Annotated in this window: 15 protein-coding genes; 11 read left to right on the top strand and 4 right to left on the bottom strand. The window is 41.7% G+C overall.

Going from position 1 to position 24240, the window contains the following annotated elements; translation table 11 throughout:
* Positions 1-103: 103 nt before the first annotated feature.
* Positions 104-1546 carry a sulfatase gene (locus tag PQO03_RS21970; RefSeq protein WP_274153353.1) on the bottom strand — a complete coding sequence of 481 codons (1443 nt, stop codon included), beginning with the start codon at positions 1544-1546 and terminating at the stop codon, positions 104-106.
* A gap of 6 nt (positions 1547-1552) precedes the next feature.
* On the bottom strand, positions 1553-2173 hold the full coding sequence (locus PQO03_RS21965) for a type II secretion system protein (RefSeq protein WP_274153352.1): 621 nt from the start codon (positions 2171-2173) through the stop codon (positions 1553-1555).
* A 260-nt stretch (positions 2174-2433) separates the two neighbouring features.
* Between PQO03_RS21965 and PQO03_RS21960 the strand changes: the two genes are divergently transcribed.
* The 9 genes from PQO03_RS21960 (at position 2434) to PQO03_RS21920 (ending at position 15294) form a co-directional block, all read left to right on the top strand.
* Positions 2434-4218, top strand: coding sequence for an arylsulfatase (locus tag PQO03_RS21960; RefSeq protein ID WP_274153351.1), 1785 nt, complete (start codon positions 2434-2436; stop codon positions 4216-4218).
* 10 nt (positions 4219-4228) lie between these two features.
* The gene (locus tag PQO03_RS21955) at positions 4229-5539 is read left to right on the top strand and encodes a sulfatase-like hydrolase/transferase (protein ID WP_274153350.1); all 1311 of its coding nucleotides are present in this window, start codon (positions 4229-4231) and stop codon (positions 5537-5539) included.
* Positions 5536-6996: a sulfatase gene (locus PQO03_RS21950; protein ID WP_274153349.1), complete on the top strand. Its 1461-nt coding sequence runs from the start codon at positions 5536-5538 to the stop codon at positions 6994-6996. Before PQO03_RS21955 ends, PQO03_RS21950 begins: the two co-directional genes overlap by 4 nt.
* A gap of 3 nt (positions 6997-6999) precedes the next feature.
* Positions 7000-8679: an endo-1,4-beta-xylanase gene (locus PQO03_RS21945; RefSeq protein ID WP_274153348.1), complete on the top strand. Its 1680-nt coding sequence runs from the start codon at positions 7000-7002 to the stop codon at positions 8677-8679.
* Between the two features lie 224 nt (positions 8680-8903).
* Positions 8904-9188 (top strand): hypothetical protein, encoded by a 285-nt coding sequence (locus PQO03_RS21940; protein WP_274153347.1) that lies wholly within the window; start codon positions 8904-8906, stop codon positions 9186-9188.
* A 576-nt stretch (positions 9189-9764) separates the two neighbouring features.
* A complete protein-coding gene (locus tag PQO03_RS21935; protein ID WP_274153346.1) occupies positions 9765-10814 on the top strand; it encodes a sugar ABC transporter substrate-binding protein in 1050 nt (349 codons plus the stop codon).
* A gap of 2 nt (positions 10815-10816) precedes the next feature.
* Complete coding sequence (locus PQO03_RS21930; protein WP_274153345.1) at positions 10817-12331, top strand: sugar ABC transporter ATP-binding protein; 1515 nt, start codon at positions 10817-10819, stop codon at positions 12329-12331.
* Between the two features lie 13 nt (positions 12332-12344).
* Positions 12345-13481: a sugar ABC transporter permease gene (locus tag PQO03_RS21925; RefSeq protein ID WP_274153344.1), complete on the top strand. Its 1137-nt coding sequence runs from the start codon at positions 12345-12347 to the stop codon at positions 13479-13481.
* 427 nt (positions 13482-13908) lie between these two features.
* Complete coding sequence (locus PQO03_RS21920; protein WP_274153343.1) at positions 13909-15294, top strand: family 43 glycosylhydrolase; 1386 nt, start codon at positions 13909-13911, stop codon at positions 15292-15294.
* Positions 15295-15575: 281 nt separating this feature from the next.
* On the opposite strand, the gene PQO03_RS21915 is transcribed toward PQO03_RS21920, so the two are convergent.
* On the bottom strand, positions 15576-16775 hold the full coding sequence (locus PQO03_RS21915; protein WP_274153342.1) for an endo-1,4-beta-xylanase: 1200 nt from the start codon (positions 16773-16775) through the stop codon (positions 15576-15578).
* Positions 16776-17059: 284 nt separating this feature from the next.
* Between PQO03_RS21915 and PQO03_RS21910 the strand changes: the two genes are divergently transcribed.
* Both PQO03_RS21910 and PQO03_RS21905 read left to right on the top strand, forming a co-directional pair.
* Positions 17060-19546 carry a glycoside hydrolase family 95 protein gene (locus PQO03_RS21910; protein WP_274153341.1) on the top strand — a complete coding sequence of 829 codons (2487 nt, stop codon included), beginning with the start codon at positions 17060-17062 and terminating at the stop codon, positions 19544-19546.
* Positions 19547-19949: 403 nt separating this feature from the next.
* Positions 19950-21626 carry an endo-1,4-beta-xylanase gene (locus tag PQO03_RS21905; RefSeq protein ID WP_274153340.1) on the top strand — a complete coding sequence of 559 codons (1677 nt, stop codon included), beginning with the start codon at positions 19950-19952 and terminating at the stop codon, positions 21624-21626.
* 774 nt (positions 21627-22400) lie between these two features.
* Here PQO03_RS21905 and PQO03_RS21900 read toward each other — a convergent pair.
* Positions 22401-23795: a sulfatase family protein gene (locus PQO03_RS21900; RefSeq protein WP_274153339.1), complete on the bottom strand. Its 1395-nt coding sequence runs from the start codon at positions 23793-23795 to the stop codon at positions 22401-22403.
* Positions 23796-24240: the final 445 nt, after the last annotated feature.

Genomic DNA, 24240 nt, shown 5'->3' with positions numbered 1-24240 from the left:
ATAAATTCTAGTAGCCTGCCAGGCTTGGGATTGTCAGTTTTATGATAAGCCAAATTTCTCAGCAACGGTCATACTTAAACGACTTGTTATGAGTGACCGTCAATTATTGGCGCCGTTTGCTTTTCCAGCCTTGGCCTGAAGCAAGTTGCTGACTAAGTTTTTTGATCAAGGTTTTATTCTCGGGATTGAAGACTTCGTTATGAGTGGCAATTGAGCTAGTTTCATGCTTGTAGAGTTCACGGTTCTTGATTTTTCCTGTGGCAATTTCAGTCCACTCGGTATAACGCCATTTGCCACTGCGGATTGAGTAACCCATGACTTTACCCTGACTGCGGGGGTATTGACTAAAAGCCGCATTTTTGAGTTCAGCTGAAGGTTTTTCGAGAATGGATTTGAGGCTGAGGCCTTCGCAGTGTTCGGGAATAGAGAAGCCACAGAGGTCGACTAGGGTAGGATAGATATCTACCAGTTCACTGAGTGATTGAGTTTGTGAAGCAGGACTACAAGGCGAGGAAATGAGCATGGGCACGCGTGTATCGATTTCAAAGTTGGTATGTTTGCACCAGGAACCATAATCACCCAATTTAAATCCATGATCGCCAATGAGCACAACGATGGTGTTATCGCGTAGCTTTAAACGATCGAGGCTATTTAAAACAAGGCCAATTTGTGCATCTACATAGGAAGTACAGGCGTAGTAGCCATGAACTAGTTTGAGGCCTATCTCACCCTTAATCTGTTCACGCTTTTGAATGATACCTGAGTAGTTGCGCAGTTCTTCGGAATAGCGTGGAGCAATTCTAGGCATTTTTTTTGGCCAGTCAGTCATAGTGGATTTATAGAGTTCAGCGGGATTGTATAGATCCCAGTACTTTTTTGGGGCATTGAAAGGCAAATGAGGTTTACTGAATCCGAGAGCCATAAAAAATGGCTGGCTATCTTTTTTTAATCTTTCTAGCTGAGTGATAGCTTGTTCGGCAAGTGCACCGTCAGGGTATCTATTGTCGGGTACGTCCTCGCATTCCCAGGCTGCTCTTTTTTCGGCACCAGCAGGAATCCAATCGGTGGAGCTGTACTGCTTATAAGCATCGCCGACATAGCCCTGTTTCCCATGCCAAGAACCCGTTAACATCTTTGGTGCCCTTGACCAAGCGTTCGGGTCATCGCTTAAATGATGATAAACTTTTCCCATGCTAATCGTTTCGTAAGCCTTGGACTTAAAGAAAAGAGGGAGAGTAAGGCAATCTTTTTGAGTCGATGTTAACTGTGTGTGAATGTCGTAAATACGAGTGCTATCGGGGCGAAGTCCACTAAGAAAACTTGCACGACTCGCGCCACAAACGGCTTGTTGGCAATAGGCCCTATCGAAGACGGTCGATTGGGTGGCGAGCTTATCGATATGAGGTGTTTTGATGAGTGTATTACCATAACAGCCTAGTTCGGGGCGGAGGTCATCCACTATAATGAAAAGAATATTTGGTTTAGCTGCGATTTCAGCCTGTAAAAAAAAAGTCGAAAGAAAAAGGAGATAAAGAAAGTATTTCATAGGCGATTACTTGCCACCAGGATACCAGAAAATATCATTTCGATCTGATTTAGTAAGTAGATAACTACCTCCTTCCGCTTGGGTATGACCATCGCTGAAAGTGACGTTGGCCTTACCTTGATGTCTAGCGATACTATCCCTGTTATCCGCGGCAAACATCTTCGACGTATTAGTTAAACCATATACGAGGTGGTCACCCCAAGAAGAGTCCATGAGTAACCAAGTTTTATTTAATTGCGAACCAGATATTTTTGGGATGTCATTTCCTTGAGGAAAGTATTTATTCATTCCTATAGTCGAATCCCATTTACTAGTTATAGGTCGGGATTCAGGGCATTCTTGTAATGCCGAGGGCATGGTATTGCCAGGCATACCCTGCATATAAGCATTCTTGATTAAGGTTTGATCCCAATAGGCGGAGCCTGCTCCACCAGTATGAGAAGGAGCATAATCATTATTATCCAAAGCGTAATTCATAGTAACAGTATAAAGTTGTCTAAGATTGCTGACGCAGACAGCTTGCCGAGACGTTTTTCTAGCTTTGCCTAGCGTGGGCAATAAAAGACTCGCTAAAATACCTATAATGGCGACTACGACTAATAGTTCGATCAACGTAAATTTTTTCATTTCCTGTATCATCTTCTACCTCAAATCTAAGTTCGTGTTTCTCATAATTCTTATTAGCTAATGCAATACCAAGAAGTGATATGTGACTCAAACCTTAATTTTTTATCCTTCTTTAATATATAGCGAGGTCGAGGTCTTAAATAATTTTTTGTGTCGTGAAGCTAGAATGTTTAAAAATCTAATGAATCGAGTCACATCATGGTGATGAGCTTTTCACTAGGTATAGAAGTTTTTGTGAACGACTAAACCTTTAGGAAACCATGGCGATATATTCGAAAACTCATTTGGGACAGAAAACTTGTGATATTAAGGTTTTAATCTACTTACTTTTTTTTAGTTTTGGGCTGATGCTTCCGCTCTTTGCGAGGGAAAGAAAAGCAAACGTAATTTTGATTCTTGCGGATGATCAAGGCTGGGGTGATTTGAGCTTGCATGGCAATACGAATATAAGGACCCCCCATATTGATTCATTGGCTCATCAGGGGGCTCAGTTTAGTCGTTTTTATGTTTCTGCAGTTTGTGCACCCACGCGTGCTAGCCTATTAACAGGGCGCTACCACTGGCGTACAGGAGTGCTGGGCGTAGATCGGGGTGAAGAGCGTTTAAATTTGGATGAAGTAAGCCTCGCAGATATTCTGAAGAAAGCGGGGTATGCAACGGGATGTTTTGGCAAATGGCATAATGGATCTCATTATCCTTATCATCCACTTGGTCGTGGCTTTGATGAATTTTACGGATTTTGCAGTGGCCATTGGAGCAATTATTTTAACACAAAAATGGATCATAATGGGCAAGAAGTTCAGGGTAAAGGTTTTATTGCCGATGACCTTACCAATAAAGCCATAGAATTTATTGAAGAAAATAAGGATAAGCCCTTTTTTTGTTATATCCCCTACAATACGCCTCATTCACCCTTTCAGGTTCCCGATGCATTTTTTGATAAGGTGAAAAAGCGTGGTCTAAAATTTGCTTCACGCTATGCCGAGAAGGAAGATAAAATAAAGACGATGGCGGCTTTGGCGATGTGTGAAAATATTGACTGGAATTTGGGGCGTGTGTTAGCCAAACTCAAAGAGCTTAATTTAGAAGACAATACGATTGTGATTTACTTATCGGATAATGGACCCAATAGCTGGCGTTGGAACTCTGGATATAAAGGTAAAAAGAGTTCGCTGGATGAAGGTGGCTTACGCGTCCCCTTTTTGATTCGTTGGCCCGGTGAAATTGAAGCGGGTTTAAAAATTGAGGCGATGTGTACTCATATTGATTTACTCCCGACGCTCTGTGATTTGTTAGCTATTGATTTTGAAATCGAAAAAAAGTTGGATGGCCGCAGTTTTAGACCTTTGCTCAAGGGAGAAGCCCCGCAAATGGCTGATCGCTTCTTATATTCGAAACAAAAGCAGAAAATAAGTCTGCGTAGCAATCAATACCTCGCCACTAAAAAGGCTTTGTATGACCTTGTAAATGACCCTGGACAAAGAGTTAATTTAAGCCAAATAAAGCCTGATGTGTATCACGCGATGCAAGTCTCACTGAAGCAAATGTTCGGCGAAATTGATGACTCAAGTAAAGATCGTTTAATTCCCGTCGGGTATCGAGAGTTTCCACTAACGAAATTGGCGGTTCAGGACGCAGGCTTTAGTGATACTCAGATTAAATTTAGCTCTAAATATGCCAATGAAGCTTGGGTAAAAGGCTGGAATGATGTGAATTCATTTTTGTTTTGGGAAATAGATGTTCAAGAAGAGGGTCTTTATCAAGTAGAGCTTTTGTATACGGCAGCGCAAGCGGGTGATGACTTGCTAATTGAATGTGGCGAAGCCAGGCTTGAGGCACGAATTAATGAAATTTTTGACCCTGAATTGATTCACAGTCCGGATCGAGTTCCACGTAGTGAAACTTACGAAAAACCATTTAAACGAGTTCTTTTAGGCCAACTGAACTTATCGTCAGGACCCAAGAAATTGAACTTGAAATGTTTGAAAAAACAGGGCGATTCATTTATCAATGTAAAAGCCCTACACTTAAAATTACTAAAGTAGAGGAAATCTTATGTTGACCAATAAATTTATATTTTTAGCGCTCGTAATAGCCAGTTTTACGTCATTAACTGCCCAAGATAAAAAGCTGAACTTTTTTATCTTTGTAGCGGATGATCAATATATGGATTCCTTGGGTTGCTACAATGATGGAGTCACTCAAACGACACCGAATATTGATGCCTTTGCGAGTGCTGCTTTGAAATTCACAAATGCCTATACGCCAAGTGCGATGTGTGCACCATCTCGTGGTGCTTTATATAGTGGGATTTATCCCTTGAGAAATGGCTTACACGCCAATCACTGGAAGTATTTTAAAGAAGTAAAAACCTTGCCGGATCATTTTACTGATTTGGGCTATGAAAGCATCTTGGTCGGAAAGAACCATGTGAAAAGTAAGGGTAATAAGTATTATAAGTGGTCGAGACAGGTAGCGAATGAAGAAGGTATACCTGGTGATCCAAGTAAGCATAGAACTTTCAATGATGAAAAAATCACCCAGCTATTAAGCTCACTCGACAAGCCTTTCGTCATGGTCTACGGATCAAATTTACCACATGCACCCTACATCGAAGAAGGCTACAAAGGTTTTCAAAAATACGAAGCCTCAAATAAATTTGTGGACGACGAGTTTGGGCGCTTTATGAAGATTTTTAATACGCTTAACTTAGAAGAGAATACAGTCATTATTTATTTATCTGATCACGGTGCCAATATTCCTTGGTCAAAGTGGACCAGCTATAATCGTGGCGTCAAGATTCCCGTGATGGTGCAATGGCCGGGAATGAAGATGTCTGCCGAGACCTCCGCTTTAATTTCTATGGTTGATTTTTTACCGACCTTATTAGATGCAGCGGGCAAAGAAGACCTATCCAGTTTCGATGGCAAAAGCTTGGTCAATGTCATTAAGAATTCGAGTCCATCACAGCATAAAGAAGTCTTCTTTGCTCATACGAGTATGAATATCAATGAAGTCCAAGAACCTTATCCAATTCGCGGAGTCAGTGATGGACGTTATAAGTTGATCCAAAATTTGAATCCTTCCATTAAGCATCCCAAAGTCAAAGAATTTTATACTGGAGAAGCCACTGAATGGGAGCTTTATGATACGAGTAAAGATAAAGAGGAGAACGCCAATTTGGTGAATAATCCGGAAAAGCGCGAGATCTTTGAAAAACTCAAAAAATCACTGTTGGCTTGGCGTCAATCACAACAGGATGGAGGCCTCGAAGCGGAACACTTGATAAAGCCAAGAACTAATACTAAAAAAGCTGAGGCAAAGAAAAAAAAGCGGAAAGGTACTAAGAAGGGCTCAAGTAAATGAAGTATATGCTCTTAATCTTTTTTCTGTTGAGTCAAGTCGGTATGGCGAAGCCTCCGAATATTCTCTTTATTGTGGTGGATGACCTACGCCCCATGCTCGGATGTTATGGTGATAAACAAGTCAAGAGTCCAAATATTGATCGTCTGGCAGCAAATGGCATCGTCTTTGAGCGAGCTCATGTTCAGCAGGCTATTTGCTCGGCCTCTAGGGCGAGCTTTCTGACGGGCTGTCGTCCTCAGTCAACAGGAGTCAATTTCCCTTATACACCATGGTTTAATGAAGTGTTTAGAAAACAGTATTTAACTCTTCCAAAACTCATGGATTCGCAAGGTTATTATACGCGAACGCTAGGGAAAATTCATCATGGCCCAGCAGACGAGGACTTAAGTGAAGCTCATTATACTCATGATAAGTCGGGGTTTTGTACCGCCGCTAATCTAGCGGCTTATAATGCTTCCAAGAAAAAAAATACTAAGGCAGTTAAACCTTGGGAGCACGCCGATTTAGCTGATGACGTTTACGAAGATGGCAAGATTGCCGAGCAAACAATTCAAACCATGCGTCGTGCGGTAAAAAGTGATAAGCCTTTCTTTATAGCGGCGGGTTTTTTGAAACCTCATTTACCCTTCGTTTGCCCGAAAAAGTATTATCATCTCTATGATCCGAAAACTATACAAGTTTCGAATAATCCAAGCTTAGCGAGTCATCAAGATCCTATTTCTATCGCACTTAAAAGCGGTGTGCGTAAGTGGTGGAAGTTTAATAAAGGGATAGATGATAAAAATGCTCGTCAGTTGATTCACAGCTATATGGCCTGTGTAAGTTTTGTTGACGCCCAGGTCGGGAAAGTACTCAATGAACTGGATGAATTGGGGATTCGGGATGAAACTATAGTCTTTTTTCTTTCAGATCATGGTTGGCACCTAGGGGACCATGGTCATTGGGGCAAAGCCACAAATTTTGAATTAGCAACAAGGACACCTTTGATTATTTCACTACCGGAAATGAAAGGTAAAAAATTAAGAACAAATGCCTTAGTTGAGTTTGTCGATCTTTATCCCACGATAGCCGAGTTAGCTCAAATTCCACGAGCTTCTTACTTGGAGGGCAATAGCTTGTTGCCCTTACTCGAAGATCCTTCAAGGAAGTGGAAATCGGCGGTATTCAGTCAGTATCCACGCGGAAAAAATAAAGAAGGTTTCTCAGTACGCGATGAGGCTTGGAGATATACCGAATGGCGTACAAGAAGTGAAAATGAAGTATTTTTTAAAGAGCTTTATCACAACAGTATAGATCCACAAGAAAGTAAGAACCTGGCGGGTGATCCAGCATATAGTGATCAGCTAGCGAAAATGCAATTGAAGCTAAAGCAGGGTTGGAAACAGGCCTTGCCTAAAGGTGTAATGAATAGCTCATCCTTAGAAGCAGGCGATGACTCTTGGTATAAAAGGAAATAAAATATGTGTAAAAAATCATTACTCTTATTGTGTGTGTTATTGCCAATTTATTTGCCGGCAGAGACACGAAATTTAAGTGACTATAAATTGACGGGTCAGGGGACGTTTACAGCAAATGATCAAGGGTTTGTCATTACAAATAAACTTATCAATATCACCCATATGGGAACAATTGTAGGAACGAAGCTTAAGTTTGATTCATCCGCTGGTATGTATGGCGTGCTCAAGTTTACACTGCAAAGCATGGGAACTCGCGAATTTGGGCGCTTTAGACTCTTGATTAAAGGCCAGGGTAAAGCGCTGTTAAAAAAAGTCATTTACTGTGACCGCGAGAGACGTACTTATGAGATCCCCGTATTCATCCCAAAAAAGGTTCAAAAATTAGAGCTGCTCTTTTGTGTTTCGAAATTTATTCAAGGCTTGAGTTTTGAAGATCTTTCTTTTCAACAACAAAGAAATAAAGACTTTGCTTTAGTGAATCCGCTCACCGAAAAAATGTGGGCTTATGAGGGCATGGATGCCAATGCTGAATGGCGACATGAGGCAAACTTGCGTATAGAGCATAATCGCAAAGCTAATTTAAAGATCATTCTCGAGGGCAAGTCCACGGGCTTAAAAATAAAATATGAAATGAAAAAGCATGCCTTTCCTTTTGGCACGGCGGTTCGTTTGGACACTTTAGCAGCTGCCACAGAGGATTCTCAACGGTACAAAAAAGAGCTACTCAGTTTATTTAATAGTGCGGTGCCGGGTAGATTTTTGAAATGGCGGATGTGGGATAATTGGCCTCGATCGAAAGTTGTAGCGCAATTGAAATGGCTGCAGGATCAGGACTTGGAGATTCGCGGCCATGCCTTGGTTTGGGCTGGCTGGACACATTTACCAAAAGGCTTGGAGCGCTACCAAGACAATAAAGAAAAACTAGATCAGATGGTGAATCACCATATCAAGCGAGCGGTATTAGAAACGAAAGATTTGCTGAGTGAATGGGATGTGATAAATGAGCCTTATGATAATAATGATCTCATGGATTTACTTGGGAAAGATAAAATGGTGGAGTGGTTTGATTTGGCTCACAAGCTCGCTCCTGAGCTTGAGCTCTACATAAACGACTACGATATTTTGGCTTACCCGGGCGCCGCTCACGCTAAAAAATATTTTGAGATTTTAGCTTACTTAATGGCTCAAAAAACTCCCTTTCACGGCATCGGTTTACAAAGTCATTTTAAGGAAGAAGTCACATCTCCACAACAAATTTATAGAACTTTGAATGACTTAGCCCAGTTTAATAAAAAAATTAAAATTACTGAACATGATTTCATTTCGGATAGTCCCGAATTTCAGGCGGCGTTTATGAGAGACTTCTTAACTGTTTGCTTTAGTCATCCCAAGGTTGCAGGCATCAATCAGTGGGGCTTTTGGGAGGGTGCTCACTGGAGATCACGAGCGGCTTTATTTAATCAAGATTGGTCGGAACGCAAGAATTTAAAAGCTTATAAAGCTTTAGTCTTTGATGAATGGTGGACTCGAGGAGAAGCGCTTGTCGATGAGGTAGGTGAAATCAATTTTCGGGGCTTTAAGGGAGATTATGAAATCCAAGTTTATTCCAAGGATAATAAACTATTAAAGAGCTTGATATTTACACTCACAAACGATGACTCCATATTACGATTAAGGCTTTAATAGAGTAAGGTAGTTGGTCTTATTTCATGGTTAATCGTGATGCTATTTACATGTCGGATTAGGGGCTAGATCGCCTGGTGAACTCAAATCCGGGGAAGGGATCTAATGAGACGAAATATATTCGTAGGATTTTCAAAGAATTACCACAATACGAGTCACAAGTTTGTACTTAGTTTTTTAGTATTATTAAGTACACAATAAAATATAAATACTGATACCAAAATATGAAAAAATCACTTTTTTACAGCCTTATCTTCACTGCCGCGCTAAATCTCTTTGGGGCGGAGCCCATTATCAAACACATTTACACGGCGGATCCTTCCGCACATGTATTTGATGGAAAACTCTATTTATATCCTTCCCACGATCCCGATAAACTGGAGGGATTTTTCCCGATGGTTGATTATCATGCTTTCTCGAGCTCTGACCTTAAGAGCTGGCAAGTCCTTACGGGGGAGCTCGATGGGAGGGGACTTAAGGGTATTTATACTTGCTGCTACCTTTTTTAGTCGGGCCCCGAGGGCTCCTCGGCCACCGGAGGGTTCTGCCACACAGGCGATAAAAAATATCTGGGGCGGAGCTTCGCTCCAGCGCTTAATCTTCACAATCCCACAGGTCTGATTAAGCACGAATTTAATCTTGTAATCTCTTAAGTTCCCACTCATTAGGCTGAGCCCCGATATATTAAAACCTATAAATGCCTCCGCGGGCGGACTAGCTTCGCAAAAAACTACCTAAAACCCCTTAATTTCCCACCCCTTACGGGGAGCTCGAGGGGCTGAGTTCCTTCGTGTGCGAAGCACCCACAAAAACAAGGACCGGTAGTCATCTACCTAAGCTCATGAAACCTTTTTTTGTAAAACGAGTCACAAGTAAGTAGCTTACTTTGTATTTATTGACAAATACTAAACAAAGGTGATATTTCATGTTAAATTATTCGCTTAGTCTGTATCTCCAAGGTTACGTTTGTACAAACACCGCTGATTAAATTCGCTTTCAACAAGAATTCAATTGTAAAAGCACTCACTCTGTGGTAGCTTTTGAAACTGTCACAATAATTAATATAATATAAAGGTATAAATAGTATGAAAAATAGTATACTTGTCACCCTGTCGCTTATTTTAAGTGTGGCTATTGGTTTAACTTTTGCTAACAAAGGCGGTGTATCGAGCACCGCAGAAAGTCCAGATAAGAAAATCATCATTGGTTTATCCATGGATACTCTTAAGGAGGCGCGCTGGCAAAAGGATCGTGACATTTTTGTAGATAGTGCCCAGAAATTGGGTGCGGAAGTTATCGTACAATCAGCCAATAGCGATGATGTTTTACAAATGAAAAATGTAAAGTCACTTATTGCGCAAAAAGTTGATGTTCTAGTCATTATTCCTCACAATAGTATGGCCATGGCAGAGGCCGTTAGATTGGCACATGAAGCAGGTATTCCAGTTATCGCTTATGATCGCCTTATCACAAATTGTGATTTGGATCTCTATATTACATTTAATAATGAAAAGGTTGGCGAGGCTCAGGCTCAGACACTGCTGGATCATTTACCTAAAACTGGCCAGTCACGTATCGTGCGTGTTTTTGGAGCACCCACAGATAATAATGCCAAACTTTTCAAACAAGGACAAGATAAGGTCATTCTTCCGGCAATAGAAGCGGGCAGAATAAAAGTTCTTCATCAGGGTTGGGCCGAGGGCTGGATGCCGAAGAATAGTAAAATCATTGTGAATGCGGCTTTGGCTAATCACGGTACCGATATTCAGGCTATCCTTACCTCCAATGATGGGACTGCAGGTGGTGCGGTTCAATCGCTTACAGAGAAAAATCTCACGGGTAAAGTGCTGGTCACTGGGCAGGATGCCGAAATTGCGGCGATTCAGCGTATTATCCGTGGTGAGCAGCTGATGACAATTTATAAACCGATTAAAATTATTGCAGCTCGTGCGGCAGAACTAGCTATTGATATGGCGAATCGGAAAGTGATTGTGGCGAAGCACACGACTGCAAATGGCCTTAAAGACGTACCGAGTGTTTTGTTAGATTTTCATGTTGTCACCAAAGACAATATCGAGGAAACGATTGTTAAGGATGGTTTTCACAGCGCCGAAGAGCTTGGTCTAAACAAGTAATCATGAAAACTTCTCTTTTAGATGTCAAAGCGCTAACTAAGGAGTTCCCCGGGGTTAAAGCTCTCGATCAAGTTAGCTTCACTCTAGGTGAGGGCGAAGTTCACGCGCTCTGCGGCGAAAATGGTGCGGGCAAATCGACTTTAATTAAATCAATCTCGGGTATTTGGGAACACGGTAGCTATGATGGTGAGATTTGGGTGAATGGCCAGATGGCTAAATTCAAAGGTATTGCTGATGCTGAGAATGCGGGGATATCGGTTATTTATCAGGAATTAGCCATGGTCGAAGAAATGACGGTGGCTGAAAATGTTTTTCTTGGCCGTGAGCCAGTCAGAAATGGGCTCATCGATTGGCATAAAGTTTATGAAGATTGTCGTACTATTTTAGTCAAATATAAATTAGATAATATCGACCCTGCCGCACGTGTGGGTGATCTAAGTGTTGGTCAACAGCAGTTGGTGGAAATTGTTAAAGCCCTGGCCAAAGAGTCAAAAATTCTGCTCTTAGATGAACCTACGGCAGCGTTAACGGAAGAGGAGGTTGAGAAACTTTTGGAGATTATTCGCGACTTGCGCTCACGTGGGATTAGCTGTCTCTATATCTCTCACCGCTTGGATGAAGTCATGGAGATTTCGGATACGATTACGGTGATTCGCGATGGTCAGTCGATTAAGACCGCGCCGCGCGCTGAGTGGACAAAGACTAGCTTGATTCAAAATATGTGTGGCCGTGAAATAAAGGATCTTTTCCCCAAGAAAAAGGCTGAAAGCAAGGAAGTTTTGCTCAGTGTGGAGAACTTAAGTGTGCATCACGCAGGCTATGACTTGGTCAAAGATGTGAGCTTTGAGCTCCGCGCAGGTGAAGTCTTGGGCATCGGTGGGCTCATGGGAGCCGGCCGCAGTGAATTGCTGATGCACATTTTTTGTGGCATCGGTGAGCGTAGCGCTGGGGTGGTGAAACTTAAGGGCAATAAGCTCGAGGGTAATGATGCAGGTCAAAGTATTGATCAAGGACTGATTATGGTTACTGAAGACCGCAAAAGACTGGGTCTAGTGCTCGATGAAAGTATCTTTTTTAACTTGTCCTTATCGCATCTAAGTAGCTTCACTAAAAATGGACTCATTAATGGTCATGCCGAATATAAAGAAAACGATCATTTTTTCAAATTTTTACGGGTCAAGGCACCGACGATGGAATACCGCGTTGGTGGACTTTCCGGTGGCAATCAACAAAAAGTTGTTCTAGGCAAGGCCTTGATGACCAAGCCAGATATTGTTTTTCTCGACGAGCCGACTCGCGGCATTGATGTAGGTGCAAAAGTCGAGGTTTACGAGTTGATGAATAAGCTGACTTCGGAGGGCAAGGCGGTTATTCTTGTCTCCAGTGAACTTCCCGAATTATTGGGTATGAGTGACCGTGTCCTCATGCTTAGCGCAGGTCGCAACGCAGGTGTTTTCCCTGTATCACCAGAATTAACGCAGCACGACTTACTCGAAGCTGCTATGAAATATAGCTAGAGGTAACTTTGTAATGAAAAAAAATGTTTCAGTAAGAGATTATTCGATGATTCTCGCCCTTTTGGGTATTTGGCTCTTCTTTTATTTTATGAATCCGAACTTTGTTGGCTTTGGTAATTTAGCCAATTTGGCCATTGAATTTTCAATCGCCTCGGTTTTGGCTCTGGGGATGCTTTTAGTACTTTTACCGGGGGAGATTGATCTCTCAGTGGGTAGTGGCGTTGGTCTTACTGGTGGTATTGCGGTGATAGCTATTGCGGCAGGTTGGCCCGCGTGGCTTGCCATGTTAGTGGCCTTTCTAGCCGGCTTAGCAATTTGGTATGGTATTGGTAAGCTAATTACCAGCCAAAAAATGCCTTCATTTATCGTGACCCTTGGCGGTTTGCTGATCTTCAAAGGTATTTTTTGGCAGACGATCAACTATGAAACAATTCCGACCAAAAAAGATGCTCAACCCAACGCGATGTCCGAAATTCAGGATTATGCCTTCTCCACAGTAATGAGTTTCCTTATTTTTGCGATTGTCGCGGCTTTATTATTTTATTTAATGAGAAAACGACGCGCGGCACTCAAGGAATACGGCTTTGAGTTAGATAGCTTTGATGGCGATTACCTGAAGACTTTTGTGATCATTCAGGCTTTATTGCTTGTTACAGTTTTGATGACTAATAATAAAGGCCTTCCGCTCGCGCTCTTCATCCTAGGTCTCGTGGCTTGTTTTATCCATGTGCTTACCAAAAACACTCCCTTTGGGCGTTATCTTTATGCGATAGGGGGCAATCGCGAAGCGGCGGTGGTTTCAGGTATCAATGTCGATAAGATCGTCACTATAGCCTATGTTATTCTCGGAGGTTTAGTGGCTTTAACTGGTTTCATGCAAACGGCTTATTTGGGCTCATCAACCACAACTATTGGTGAGTTGATGGAACTTGATGCAATTGCAGCTTGTGTCATTGGTGGTACGGCCTTAAGTGGTGGCCGAGGTTCAGTGGGAGGTGTGCTAACGGGTGCGCTTATCATGGCTTCCTTGATCAATGGTATGGCCTTGATTCCGTATTGTGCGGATAATCCCGCCATTACCTATATCGTACGTGGTGCGGTTTTAGTTCTTGCGGTTTGGGTAGACGTGAAGTTTTCCAAGAAGAAGTAGTATCTAGAGATTAAGTTTTCCAAAGGCCTCGAAACTAATTCGAGGCTTTTTTTGCGGTTTGGAAAGGAGGGATGACAGGGGGATCAAGAGAAAAGGCGCGAAGTGACAAATCTAATTCAGCATGGGACAAGGAGCTAGCGACGCCGTCCTATGTTGATGAATTACAGTATACGCCACTCTGAAGGAGCGGATCTAATAGACTCGTACTTTCAGCACGATAATGTTTTCTTTACCCTACCTGTGACGGCGCTTCGCTTGTCGCAGGCTAGAATAGAACCATGCCTACGGCATGTAAAACCCTTAAGTTCCCGCTCATTAGTGATGATTGAATTTCAAGTGACGTACTTTGACTAATAACTTTGACTAGTATGAGTCACATTTACTTGTTTTGTTTTGCATTAGAGTAAAACAAATAAGGAAGTATTAAATGTTAAAGAATTTTTTCATAGCTCTTCTGATGAGCAGTCTTTTTGTCAGTGCGTCCGAGGCGAACTCTAGTCCAGAGCAAGCTAAAGCCTTGAGTCCTACTAAAGCGGCCCAAGGGACGGGCATGTCCGATCCCCATGCGAAAGTTTATGGTGATACGGTGTACTTATATACAGGTCATGATGAAGATCCCGATGATGAAACCTGGGTGATGAAAAAATGGCAGATTTATTCCACCAAAGATTTAGTGCACTGGAAGTTAGAAAATTATATTTCACCGAAAGATAATTATATGGCGAACGATAGTTCAGACTGTTGGGCTGGTGATGCCGCGGAGCGCAATGGTCAGTATTATTTTTATTTTTCTGACCGTAAACGAGGCATAGGAGTCATGAAATCTTCGTCACCAACAGGACCGTTTGTAGGTGCTTTAGGAAAGCCTTTAGTTTCACCCATGCATGATCCTACTATCTTGCGTGACGATGATGCACAAAAAACAGCCTATCTAGTTTATGGTGATAAAGAAGGAGGTGGCTTTAAAGTCGCTAAACTTAATGAAGATATGATTTCTTTAGCGGAAAAACCTAAAAAGATCGAGATCCTTGGAGACGCTTGGAAAAAAGCTCCCGAGTGGATGGATAAAAATTATATCTTTAAGCATAAACAAAAGTATTATTTGTCCTGGGGCAAGGATTACGCGATATCGGACAGTGTTTATGGTCCCTACAAATGTGTCGGCTCTTTAGGGGAAGGTCATTATCTAGGAGACAAAGCTCACGGTAGCTTCTTTTGGTGGAAGGGACAGTTTTACCATATTTGGTGCTATTACTACAAGGAAGGTCTACGCTATCGCGATTGTATAATCACCTATTGCCACTTTGATGATGAAGGACGTATTGTGACAGATACTAAATACCTCGATGAACATTTTTCCTATGGTGTCGGTCAATACAATAGTGCCTGGCCTAAGATTGAAGCTGAATGGTTTTATGCTAAATCGGAAAGCGTAAATAAGCAGGGCAATGCTAAACAAGGTTTTCGAGTCGCCAATATTAGAAATGGCAGCTATTTACACTTTGCCAAGATGAATTTTACTCAAGTACTTAAAGAGGCTTCGGTAAAGGTCGCGAAACTTAAGGGCAAAGGTCGCGTTGAGTTTAGACTGGATTCTGTAGAGGGTCCCCTACTCGCCAAATTTGATTTATCTGAAGGGCTCAATTCACAAGCAGTGAAAAATATCTTGCCGAAAGACAAATATTTCCGCTTTACAGGCAAGCCCACTTCAAGAGTCGAGTTGTCAGTGCCTACTCAGCAAAGAGATTTATATTTGAAGTTCATTGGAGATGAAAAGTTCTCTCTTGAGCTGGATTGGTTCCGTTTTAAGTAGAACTCAATGGAAATGATCTAAAACTATTACCATTATGTCCCATCGTTTTTATGAAAGGAGCAAAGAGCTATGGTGATATGCTCTGTGTGGTAACAATCGAGGGATCGTAGCTTTTGCTTAGGTAGTTTTTTAAAAATTAATCAGGTGATGCTACGATTTATTTTATGATATTGCTCACACGAGGGGAGACTTTATTCCCTCGATTTCACTCAGCAAAAAATAGTCATTTCTTGACCAGGCGATTAGGGACTGATCCCTTATTGTGTGTAAGCGGGTACTTTTTAATCAATGCTATCATTAGCTTTTTTAATCAAGTCTACAATTTTCCAGAAGGCACGTTTGGCTTGATTCTGACGATCAAAAAGGGTGGCGTGATCCGTGCGACCTTTTATGGGCCAGTCATTCATCCAGTTGACGCCATCATTGGGCCCCCAGAGAGTGATACGCTTAACTTTATCGTGGTGTTTCAAAATGATTTTAAAGATCTCTTCGTAGCGCTTAGCTAGTGCGATATCTTTATCTTCGGGCAAGCCGCTTAGATAGGGATTGAGATCAACTGGGTGATTCATGATTTCACTAATATGACGTTCGCGAACATCTTTTCCAAATCCACTAGGGAGCGGTGTTACATCTAGTTCTGTCACCATCACTTCTACACCCGTCGCAGCGAGTTTCGTAATAGCATTTTCTAAACCTTGAAGCTTAGGCCAGCCTAGCATGAGGTGTCCCTGGAAACCAACGGCATCTACATCAATTCCTTTTTCTTTGAGCCGCTCAATTAAGGCAACAGTAGCATCCAGCTTTTTTTCATTGTAGAGGCCATAATCATTATAATATATTTCAGTATCCGGATCGGCTTCTTTTACCCATTGGAAAGCTTTTTCAATATATTCTTCACCCATGATCGTATAGAGTTCAGTTTCACGAAAAGAACCATCTGTATTGAAAACTTCATTAACCACATCCCAGCCTTTAATACGACCTTTGTAGCGCCCCACAATTTTGAAAATATGTTTTTTAATGCCTTGAAGTAGAGCTTCTTTACTAATCGTATTTCCTTCATTATCCTTGAAACGCCAAGCGGGATTACGGTGCTTCCAGAGAAGGGTATGACCCACCATTTCCATATTGTTATCTTCGGCAAACTGAACAACTTTATCGGTGTTTGTGAACTTGTAAATCCCCGGTTTTGGATTGATGCGCGCCCATTTGAATTCATTTTCAGTTGTTAGACCATTGAAGTTCTTTTTAATGTGTTCAAGTAAGATGGGATCCTTGAAATATGCAGGAGAAAAACTGCTTCCTATAGTGAATTTGTCTTTGAATAAGTCTTTAAGTGCAGGGACTTCTTGAAGCTGCGCTTGTGTATTTTTAATAATAGCAGTGTTAACGACACCATTTCCTGAGGTAGAAGAGCTTAAAGATAAAGCGCTTGTACAGAGACTGACAGTGAAAAATATTTTTAGAGATTTTAAGTTCATTGAGTTTCCTCTTTTTAGGTGATTATCTGTACAGTTCTACAATTCAAAAAGCTTTGTTGTGACTAGAGCCTTCGAAAAATTTTGCGGGAGAGTTCTGGAGTTCGCAATCGTAGATCGATTCTTGTCGCTTACACGAACTAGCTTGTTCTAAATGTCAGATAAATTTATTATCTCAGTCAGCTCTAATAGCTCTGTTCGGTATTGATTGATAATTCATGTGAACAGAAGGCGTGGCAATCTGTTTCAGTGAACATCTTCCAAATGATAAGCAAAGGTATTATTTTATGAAACGATTACTAAGCAAAGGTCTGTTCTTACTCACAACATGCTTGAGCCTGACCATATACGCAGATTCATCTCGACGAATTTATGAAGTTTGGAAAAATGAACAAGCGCCTAATCAGGGTGGAGACTGGGGAATTATAAGTGCTGGAGGCACGCCATTTGATAAGAACTGGGAGTACAACTCCTATCCTATCGGCAATGGTTATATGGGTGCCAATATTTTTGGTCGTGTTGATACCGAGAGAGTTCAACTCTCTGATAAAACACTTCATAATAAAGGCATTTACGGTGGCGGTGGTACCACTGGTTTCGCTGAGCTCTTTATTGATTTTAACCATGGGAAAGTTAAAAATTATCGTCGTAGTCTGAATATCAATGAAGCCATTGCTCATGTTTCTTACGAAAAAGATGGGGTTAAATACAATCGTGAGTACTTCACATCTTACCCCGATAATGTGATGGTAATTAAATTGACTTCGAGTCAAAAAGGCAAGCTTGCTTTCACGGTGAGACATCAAATCCCTTACCTGGGACTCAGCGCATTAAGTAATAAAGGTGATGCTGAAAAATCTAAAAATTATTTTAAGGGGAAAAATGCTCGTACAGGTCAATTATCTGCCCAAGGCAATACTCTGAAGCTTGATGGTAATATTCCTATGTTTAATCAGAATTATGCCGCTGAAATCAAGATTATAGCTCAGGGCGGTGAAGTTAAGGCTGTCGATAAATCGATGGTCGTTGCTAATGCGGATTCTGCCCTTATTCTCGTCGCCTTGGGAACTGACTATAGACTCAGTGATAAGCTTTTTACGAATCCGAACCACATGAAAACTGACAAGAGTATTGATCCTAAGAAAGTTGTTGCTGAGCTTGTTGCTAAGGCAGAGGCTAAGGGGTACGACGCTTTGAAAGCGACCCACCTCAAGGATTATCAAAATCTTTTCAAGCGTGTTTCGGTGAAACTCAACTCACAAAAATCTGAGCTTCCCAGTCACCTGCTTCTTGCTAATTATAAAAAGGGTCAGGAAGATACTTATCTGGAAGAGCTGATGTTCCAATTTGGTCGTTACCTGCTCATCGCTAGCTCCCGTGAGAAAACCCTCCCGGCTAACCTACAAGGCGTTTGGAGTCAGTACCACATGACTCCATGGACAGGTGGCTACTGGCACAATATCAATGTCCAGATGAATTACTGGGGCGTCATGAATACCAACCTCGCAGAATGTTTCGAATCTTATATTGAATACTTCAAGGCTTACGTTCCTAAGGCGAAGCAACACGCAGATGCCTATGTTAAGAAACTCAACCCTAGTAAGCTAGCGAAAGAAGGTACAGGAGAAAATGGTTGGATTATCGGTACTTCCGCGAATGCTTTCAATATTTCTGGTGCAGGTGGTGGACACTCTGGCCCTGGCACAGGTGGATTCACGTCCAAGCTTCTTATGGAATACTATTATTTCACTCAAGATAAGAAATTCCTCGAAGAAACTGGCTACCCTGCCATGCTCTCGATGAGTAAGTTCTTTTCTAAGGCACTGGTTCCAGATGGTGACTTGCTACTCGTAAAGCCTTCGGCTTCTCCAGAGAATAAAGTTCGTAAAAAAGAGCAAGTCGAATTCATTAAAAATCTTCCCGGTCACCCAGGTCATGTTGATAAGAAAGGCAATTACATCACTATCGGTTGTACTTTTGATCAAGGTTTCGTTTGGGAAAATCACATGGATACCCTTGCCGGAGCCAAAATCCTCTCTAAGCAAAGTCCCTTTCTTGATCAAATCAAGGAAGAAGCGACAAAGCTAGACCCTATCATCATCGGTACTTCAGGCCAGATTAAAGAATATCGTGAAGAAGAAGCCTACAGTGATATCGGCGATCCGCGTCACCGTCATATTTCGCACCTCTGTACTTTGTATCCTGGGACACTGATCAATAGCAACAAACCTGAGTGGATGAAAGCCGCAAAAAAAACCTTAGATTTGCGCGGGAATAAAACGACCGGCTGGGCGATGGCGCATCGCATGAACTGCCGCGCCCGCCTCAAGCAAGGTGACGAGGCTCATGAAGCTTATAAAACCTTTATCAAAGAACGTACGGTTCCCAACCTTTGGACTCTGCATCCTCCCTTCCAAATTGATGGTAACTTTGGAACGATGGCAGGAGTGGCCGAAATGCTTATCCAAAGTCACGAAGCTTATATTGAGCCACTTCCTGCGCTACCAAAAGCTTGGATTAATGGTTCTTATGAGGGCTTAGTAGCTCGTGGCAACTTTGTGTTCTCTGCCAAGTGGAAAGAAGGCAAAATATCGTACTTGACAGTTACATCTAGAATGGGTGGCGTATGTCGTATTAAATATACGGGTATTGACGGGGTTACACTTAAAGATAGCAAGGATAATATCATCAAAACTACCAGTAATGAACAAGGACATGTAGCGTTCTCTACTCGCAAGGGAGAAAGCTACACATTTAATATAAAATCAATGTGAGTAATCACTCGCGCAAAGCTTATGAGTGAAGTCAATTAAAATTGTTTAATCCATCTTTAGAGTCACATAGTGGAGGATAGTTTTGTATTAATACATAAGGCGAAACTATATGCCAAGATGTTTAGCGTAGAAAAAAAACCTTAAAAAAAGGCCTCGTGGTATGACAATCAGCTCAGCTAGCTCTAAGAAGAAGGTGAAAAAGAAATCTTTAGCATTCAGCTTAATGTTTGCTCTAGTTTTATTAGGCTGTCTCACTTCCGTTTTTGCTAAACAGGGTACCAGTTCTGTCGAGAACTCTTCCAAAAAATCCCCTGTGATCTTAACGCTCCCGAGCGTTTCAGAAAGTCATGCGTTTAAACCACCTTGTCAGAGCTCCCACCAAGTGTCCCCATTTGATATATCAATGACTTCAACTGTGGATCAGGGTGAAGAAATCATAGATAAGAAATGGAATATAAACTACACTAAAAATGGTGAAAACTTTGAGAATGAAAGTGCCATTTGCAATGGCGTTAAGGTTTTAACTGCTCGCTGTGGAACTAGCCAAGATTTGAATAAAACACGACTGTTATTTCATGTTAATAAGCTGGCTAAAAAAGGCGATGTATTAAAGCTGAGCTTTTTTATACGCCCATTAAAGAAAGATTCGATTTACGGCATCATTGAAACTAATATTGATGATCAAAAACTGCTAACACAATTAAGCGATGAGTGGCAACATGTACAGATCCCCGTAAAGCTAAGCAAAGATATCCATGACTATAAAGGGCGGATAGCCATTTCTTTGGGTGGTCAGGATCATCATTTTAAATTAGCCAAAATGCAAGTCTCATACTTTGGCAAAAACAAACAATTGTCTTCCTTGCCAAAATCAAAATTTGTTTTTAAACCCATGTCAGAACGTGAACAGCACGAAGCTGATGAGCGCATTGAAAAAATTCGCAAAGGCGACTTCACTCTTGCCTTTGTTGATTCATCTGGTAAACCTTTGACTGCTGCACAAATAGAAATTAATCAAGTAGAGCATTCTTTCCCCTTTGGCAGTGCCATTAGTACATTAGTTTTTCAGCGGCACATATCAGATCGGGAGAGGGAGCAATACTTTAAGTATTTTGAGGAAAATTTTAATAAAGCCGTTTTTGAAAATGCGATGAAGTGGCGTGACAAAAATTATAAAGAAAATGGCCATACAGAAAAAATATTATCGTTTCTTGAAGAAAAAAATATCCCTTACCGAGGTCACGTATTGACTTGGCCAAGCTTTAAAAAATCTCCTGCTTATTTACAGACCTTAAAAGATAAGCCCGTCCTCTTGCAGCAGGAGATCCTTGATCATATCAAGGATTTCAGCGGTCGTTGGCCCAAAATCACGGACTGGGATGTACTCAATGAACCCTTCTCCAATCATGATTTCATGGACTGTCTTCCCAAAGGAAGTGCTAGCAAGTGGTTTGAACAGGCACGGCGTTATCTACCTGAGGATTGCAAGTTGTGTATTAATGATTTTGGCATACTCAACAGCTATAATACTAAACACCGAGATCACTATTATAATTTCACAAAAAATTTAATTGCCGAAGGTGCTCCACTTGATAGCATCGGTTTCCAAAGCCACTTTAAGTATGCTCAAGAGGCCTCTTTAATAAAGCAACGCTTGGACCGCTTTGCGGCTTTGGGGAAAACATTAAAAATAACTGAGTTCGACCTTCCGGCTGAAGACAATGATGAGGATATACAGGCTCAATTCCTCTATGATTTTCTGACTTTGAGTTTTAGTCACCCCTCAGTAAATGAATTCATTCTATGGGGTTTTTGGGATAAGCGCCACTGGCGTGAAAAGTGTGGCCTCTATAGAGCCGACTGGAGTCTTCGTCCCCAGGGGAAAGTATGGCAAGAGCTGACACAGAAAAAATGGCGCAGTCATGCCAAAGTAAAAACGAATGCATCGGGAAAAGTACAGGGGCGCTTTTTCTTCGGTACATATAGCGTCACAGTCACCACTCAAGATGGTGGAGTTTTTGAGCAGGAAATCAAGCTTTTGGATGATGGCTCAAGCTCCAAAGTTATTAAGCAAAACTAAGTAATACACGGACGCGCAGCGACTAGCATCGGGATTCCTAAGGGTGCTCGCACTCTTAGTCGAGTTTGGGGTAGAGCCTCATATAATTAATGCCTTCCGCGAGCGGGAAGCCCCGTGATGATACGGACCTTAAGCACATGCCGAAGGTATGTAGTATGGTAGCCACCGGATTTATCCGGTGGGTATTGTTAAAAAAATGATATTCATGCCGAAGGTATGACGCTAAAACTCTGCCGCGTACCTTCGGCACGCACGATTCTGTTATTCAAATACCACGGACTTACGTCCATGGCTACATTCCTAAGCTCTTCGAGCTCATCTCTCAGTTAATATATCTTAAGTCCACCACCCATTACGAGCGCTCTAGCAAGGAAAATCTTTCCTTGACTAGGCGGATGAATTGAATACCGCACTCTGTTCAACTAAAATTAAGCATAGGAACGCAGCGACTAGCATCGGGATTCCTAAGGGGTGTTGCCACACAGGCGGATAAAAATTATTGACCTGTACGGCAGTACCTTGAGCGGGGCTGGGGGATTGTGAATATTAAGCGCTGGAGCGAGGTGTGGTACGGAGCCCCAGATATTTTTATCGCCTGTGTGGCAGCACCCTCCGGCGGCCGAGGAGCCCTCGGGGCCCTACTAAAAAAGGTGCCTGCACGTTTAAATCCCCTTAAACCCCCAGCCATTACGAGCTCCCCAGCAAGGAAAATATTTCCTTGACTAGGTATATTAGTACTTCGCACTCTCCTTACCGTTTAAAAAGATAATCATCTTACTTTTCAAACTGTTTTCTCTTATAGGGGGCGAGGTGTTCAATAGCTTCTTTTTCAGTCTCTGCACCACGGTCACCTTGTGCTTCCATCCACTGATCGATTTGAAGGGATAATCTTTCTTTAGTAGGCTTAAGTTCGGGATTGTTGATAAGATTGACTTGGCAGTAGGGATCATTTTCTATATCATAGAGCTCTTCTGGCGGACGAGTAAAATAACGTTGCGCAAAGGCTTGGCTATTTTTATCCATCTTGGCCGTATTTTTCAATAGACCTCGTGAACTGGGGATACTGAAATTATTATCCGGATTTACATTTCGAATATAGCGATACTTCTTATCAACGACGGTTCTGATTCCGTAGTTTGCGTTTGCACCATTGACGCCGTAGGTGGTCTGAATACTGAAAGCGTAATCTTTGTGTTCTATTGCTTGGCCCTTGATAAGGTTTAAGAAGGACCTGCCATCGAGGTTCTTTGGTGCTTCCACACCGGCAATTTCGAGTAGTGTGGGAACTATATCAGTGTATTCGACAATGGCATCAGTTTCAGTATTAGGCTTTACGTGACCAGGCCAGGAAATGAGCATACCACTGGCAACACCGACTTCGTAACAGGTCCATTTACCAAAGGGAAATGAACTACCTTGTTCGCTGGCCACGATGACGATGGTATCATCTTCTAAATTATTAGCTTTTAACATCTGCATGATTTCGCCTACTTGTCCGTCAAAATAAGTGATTTCAGCTAAGTATTTGGAGTAGGATTTAGCATGAAAACCAAGATGCTGTGGACTTAGTATTAAGCTCTCGGGTGGGTACTGACTCGCATCGCCTTTTGTGTAAGGAGAGTGAGGTTCGTCTGAACATAGAAACATGCAAAAGGGTTGGTTTTTTTCTACTGCGTCTTTCATGACCTGATTAACTTTAGGGTAACGCCATCCATCAGCAGAGATTGTAGGCTCATAACGGGTATCGGAAAATTCTTTGATGTATTCAAAAGGAAACGCTTTAGCAGGACCCACATGTGACTTGCCAGCTAAGATAACGCGATAGCCACCCGCTTTGAGAAAATGAGGAATGCTCTTTACGCCTTTATTTACATTAGCATGATTGGGGTAGGCTCCGCTCTTGACTGGATAAAGCCCCGTATAAAGAGCGTGGCGGGTGGGAGAGCACATGGGTGCGGCTTGATAGCAACGATTAAACTTGAGGCCTTTTTTGGCCAGTGCATTAAGATGAGGTGTTTTTGCTTGGCCGCCATAGAGTTCCAGGTCGAGGTAGGTGCAATCATCAGCTAAGATAAAAATCATGTTCACTGGTTTTTTAGCTGCCTGTAATGAAAAGCCCATAGCAAGTATAAAAGCGACTAAAAGGTATGAATGTATTTTTTTCTCCACGTATATCTCCGGTGATATGATTCTTAAATAAAGTATGTGTTGATTAAGCTTAATGAAATACAGCATCGGTATATGTGACTAGAAAAGGAATCTTTTATTGATGAGTACCATATCTTTTAAATAATCCATTGTTTCACGAAATAAGGACGCTTGGTGAGTAATCACTACTGGCCCGAGTCAGTATTTTGAGAAGGTGATTCAAGATATGGCACCTTTATTATGTGGAAAATAGCATTTTTTTAATTTCAGCTGTCAGCTTGGCTTTTTATTGCTGTTTATGAGCTAGAAGCAGTTAATGTTTTCCATTGATTAATGGAAAAGACATAAACATTTTTTATCCTACTACACTTCTAAATTACCTTTTAATATCACAGCCATCCCATAAAAATAACTAAGCTATGAAAAATCTAGCTTCAGATGTTTCTTTTAATAACGACAAAAAAAG

The organism is Lentisphaera profundi (assembly GCF_028728065.1).
Taxonomy (GTDB): Bacteria; Verrucomicrobiota; Lentisphaeria; order Lentisphaerales; family Lentisphaeraceae; genus Lentisphaera; species Lentisphaera profundi.
Note: the sequence above shows the minus strand (reverse complement) of the source record. Positions and strands in the feature narration are given on the sequence as shown.

Bases quoted from the DNA above. Each gene is read 5' to 3' on its own strand.
- PQO03_RS21970 (WP_274153353.1), bottom strand. From the start codon at position 1,546: ATGAAATACTTTCTTTATCTCCTTTTTCTTTCGACTTTTTTTTTACAG.
- PQO03_RS21965 (WP_274153352.1), bottom strand. From the start codon at position 2,173: ATGAAAAAATTTACGTTGATCGAACTATTAGTCGTAGTCGCCATTATA.
- PQO03_RS21960 (WP_274153351.1), top strand. From the start codon at position 2,434: ATGGCGATATATTCGAAAACTCATTTGGGACAGAAAACTTGTGATATT.
- PQO03_RS21955 (WP_274153350.1), top strand. From the start codon at position 4,229: ATGTTGACCAATAAATTTATATTTTTAGCGCTCGTAATAGCCAGTTTT.
- PQO03_RS21950 (WP_274153349.1), top strand. From the start codon at position 5,536: ATGAAGTATATGCTCTTAATCTTTTTTCTGTTGAGTCAAGTCGGTATG.
- PQO03_RS21945 (WP_274153348.1), top strand. From the start codon at position 7,000: ATGTGTAAAAAATCATTACTCTTATTGTGTGTGTTATTGCCAATTTAT.
- PQO03_RS21940 (WP_274153347.1), top strand. From the start codon at position 8,904: ATGAAAAAATCACTTTTTTACAGCCTTATCTTCACTGCCGCGCTAAAT.
- PQO03_RS21935 (WP_274153346.1), top strand. From the start codon at position 9,765: ATGAAAAATAGTATACTTGTCACCCTGTCGCTTATTTTAAGTGTGGCT.
- PQO03_RS21930 (WP_274153345.1), top strand. From the start codon at position 10,817: ATGAAAACTTCTCTTTTAGATGTCAAAGCGCTAACTAAGGAGTTCCCC.
- PQO03_RS21925 (WP_274153344.1), top strand. From the start codon at position 12,345: ATGAAAAAAAATGTTTCAGTAAGAGATTATTCGATGATTCTCGCCCTT.
- PQO03_RS21920 (WP_274153343.1), top strand. From the start codon at position 13,909: ATGTTAAAGAATTTTTTCATAGCTCTTCTGATGAGCAGTCTTTTTGTC.
- PQO03_RS21915 (WP_274153342.1), bottom strand. From the start codon at position 16,775: ATGAACTTAAAATCTCTAAAAATATTTTTCACTGTCAGTCTCTGTACA.
- PQO03_RS21910 (WP_274153341.1), top strand. From the start codon at position 17,060: ATGAAACGATTACTAAGCAAAGGTCTGTTCTTACTCACAACATGCTTG.
- PQO03_RS21905 (WP_274153340.1), top strand. From the start codon at position 19,950: ATGACTTCAACTGTGGATCAGGGTGAAGAAATCATAGATAAGAAATGG.